Source organism: Halococcus thailandensis JCM 13552, assembly GCF_000336715.1.
Classification (GTDB): Archaea; Halobacteriota; Halobacteria; order Halobacteriales; family Halococcaceae; genus Halococcus; species Halococcus thailandensis.
The window spans coordinates 1-2,929 of the sequence record NZ_AOMF01000144.1; the positions used below are offsets into that span (position 1 = coordinate 1).

At 65.4% G+C, this 2,929-nt stretch carries 1 protein-coding gene and 1 pseudogene; one reads left to right on the forward strand and one right to left on the reverse strand.

Annotation, left to right across the window (positions count from 1 at the left end; genetic code table 11):
• The coding region (locus C451_RS06745; RefSeq protein WP_007739089.1) for an amino acid permease at positions 1-2,305 on the forward strand (2,305 nt) is incomplete at its 5' end.
• Positions 2,306-2,417: 112 nt separating this feature from the next.
• On the opposite strand, the pseudogene C451_RS06750 reads toward C451_RS06745, so the two are convergent.
• Positions 2,418-2,929 (reverse strand): annotated as a pseudogene (locus C451_RS06750) (hypothetical protein); the annotation flags it as partial.

Genomic DNA, 2,929 nt, shown 5'->3' on the forward strand with positions numbered 1-2,929 from the left:
GATGATCGGCATCGGTGCGATGATCGGTGCCGGCGTGTTCGCGCTGACGGGCTTTGCGGCCGGACTCGCCGGGCCCGCGCTCCTGATCGCCTTCCTGCTCAACGGGGTCATCGCCGCCTTCACCGCTGCGTCCTACGCTGAACTCGGGGCAGCCTTTCCCGAGGCCGGTGGCGCGTACAGCTGGGTGCGGGAGGCGTTGCCGAGCCCGTATGGCTTCTACACCGGCTGGGCGAACTGGTTCGCGCAGGCGGTGACGTGTGCGCTGTACGCGGCGACGTTCGGCAGTTTCTTCGTGACGCTCGTCACCGAATACTCCGATATCGGCCTCGATTTCGCCCTGCTTGGCTTTCTGACGCCGGCGAAGATCGTCACCGCGCTCGTCGTGATCCTCTTCGGCTACATCAACTACCGCGGGGCCGAGGAGACGGGGTCGATCGGCGTGATCGTGACCTCGATCAAGATCGTGATCCTCGCGATCTTCGTGATCTTCGGCGTGATCGCAACGCTCGGCCACGCCGACTGGGCGTCGAACTACACGTCGATCTCCGAGTTCGCGCCGAACGGCGTCACCGGCATTCTCGGCGCGATGGGGTTCGTCTACGTGGCCTTCGAGGGCTACGACATCATCGTCCAGTCCGGCGAGGAGATCAAGAATCCGGGGCGCAACATCCCGCGAGCGATCTTCTACTCGCTGCTCGTCGCCGTCCCGATCTACCTGTTCGTCTCCTTTGCGGCCATCGGCGGGATCGACGTCACTCCACGGCTGCTCGAGTTCGCCGGGATGGAGGGTGCATCGACCTCGATCGAGACGTGGAAACTCCTCGGTGATCTCGGCGAACTTGGCATCATCCGGGCGGCGGCGCAGTTCGTCCCCTTCGGCTTTTTCCTCCTCATCATCGCGGGGCTGGCCGCGACCGTGAGCGCGCTCAACGCGACGCTGTTCGCCTCCAGCCGGATCGCCTTCTCGATGAGTCGGGATCGGCTCCTGCCGACCGGACTCTCCGAACTCAGCGAGAAGACGCGCTCGCCCTATCTGTCGATCATCGCCTCGACGACGATCGTCGGGATCATGGCGATCGCACTACCCATCGAGATCGTCGCCTCCTCTTCGGCCGTCATGTTTCTCCTGCTGTTCTCGATGGTCAACGTCGCGGCGATCGCCATGCGGCGCAACCGTCCGGACCTCGAACGGCCGTTCAAAATTCCGTATATGCCGGTGATTCCGATCCTCGGGATCGTCTTCCAGCTGATCCTCGCGCCGTTCTTGCTCGAATCACAGGGGCTCGCGATCGGTTTCGGCGAGGAGTCGAAGGGGTTCGTCGCGCTGGTGACGATCGTGCTGTGGTTCGCGCTCGGCGGCGTCGTCTATCTCGGCTATTCGAGCGAGCGCGAAGAGGAGGTGCGCGAGGAGGAGACGCCGACCGTGGTCGCCGAGCGAGCGACCGAATCACGCGACGCACAGCTGCTCGTGCCGATCGCCGATCCCGAGAGCGCCGACCAGCTCATGCGGGCCGCCGTTGACGTCGCCCGCGAGCGGAACGCGGAGATCCACGTCATCAGCGTCGTCACCGTCGCGCCCCAGACGCCCCTGGCGGAGGGTCGCCAACACGTCGGCGAACGCCGCGAGCTACTCTCGCGGGCGATGGCGATCGGGGAGGAGGCCGGCGTCCCGACGCAGGGAACGGTGCGGCTCGGTCACGATCCCGCCGCGGCGATCATCAACACCGTCGAGCAGTACGACAGCGATACCGTGCTGATGGGCTGGCACGGTCAGGGCCGTCGTCGTCGGGATATCGTGCTCGGCAGCAACGTCGACGACGTCGTCAGGGACGCACGCTGTGACGTCCTCGTCGAGCGCATCGGCGAACCCGGCGACGTCGAATCGATTCTCGTGCCGACGGCGGGTGGCCCCCACGCGGAGTACGCCGCCGAGATCGCCGGCTCGATCGCACGGGCGAACGACGCGCACGTCGAAATCGCCTACGTCGTCGGGGGCGATGCCGACAGCGACGCCCGCGCGGAGGCAGAGGAGTTGCTTGCACAGGCGGCGGAGTCGGTCGGCGAGCACGACTCGATCTCCTCGCAGCTGCTCGCTGGCGACCACGTCGTCGAGGCGATCGTCGACCGCTCGAGCGGCCACGACCTGACGATCGTCGGCGCGACGCGGGAGAGCTTGCTCCAGCAGCTCGTCTTCGGTGCGATCCCCGAGGAGGTCGCCCGTCGCGCGGACGGGACGATCATCATGGCCAAGCGAAACCTCGGGATCACCGGCTGGCTCCGTCGATATCTCGGTTTCGGTGACTGAGAAGCAGGATCGTTCTGGTGGCAGTGTCGTCCGGCGAATCGAGGCCGAATCATCGTTCGCGGAACGATCCGCGAGAGCTACTGTTCGTGGCTTGTAACAGTAATCGATCGCGTTACGGCCACAGTCCGCGCGCATCGTACGCGGCACCGATGCGCGAGAGCGCGACGATGTAGGCGGCGTCACGCCACGAGACGGATCGCTGCTCGAACTCCGTTCGGACGTCGTCCCACGCCGCGAGCATCTCCTGATCGAGTTCGNTGTAGGCGGCGTCACGCCACGAGACGGATCGCTGCTCGAACTCCGTTCGGACGTCGTCCCACGCCGCGAGCATCTCCTGATCGAGTTCGTTGTTGACGCGCTCGCTCGACCACGCCCGCCGATTGATGTCCTGTAGCCACTCGAAGTAGCTCACCGTCACCCCGCCGGCGTTCGCCAGAATGTCAGGGAGTACGGGGATATCGCGCTCTTCGAGGATCGCATCGGCCGCGTGGGTCGTTGGTCCGTTTGCCCCCTCGACGATGAGATCGGCCTTGATGTCGTGGACGTTCTGTTTCGTGATGACGTTCCCGATCGCTGCCGGAACGAGCATGTCGACATCGAGTTCGAACAGCTTCTCGGGTGCCA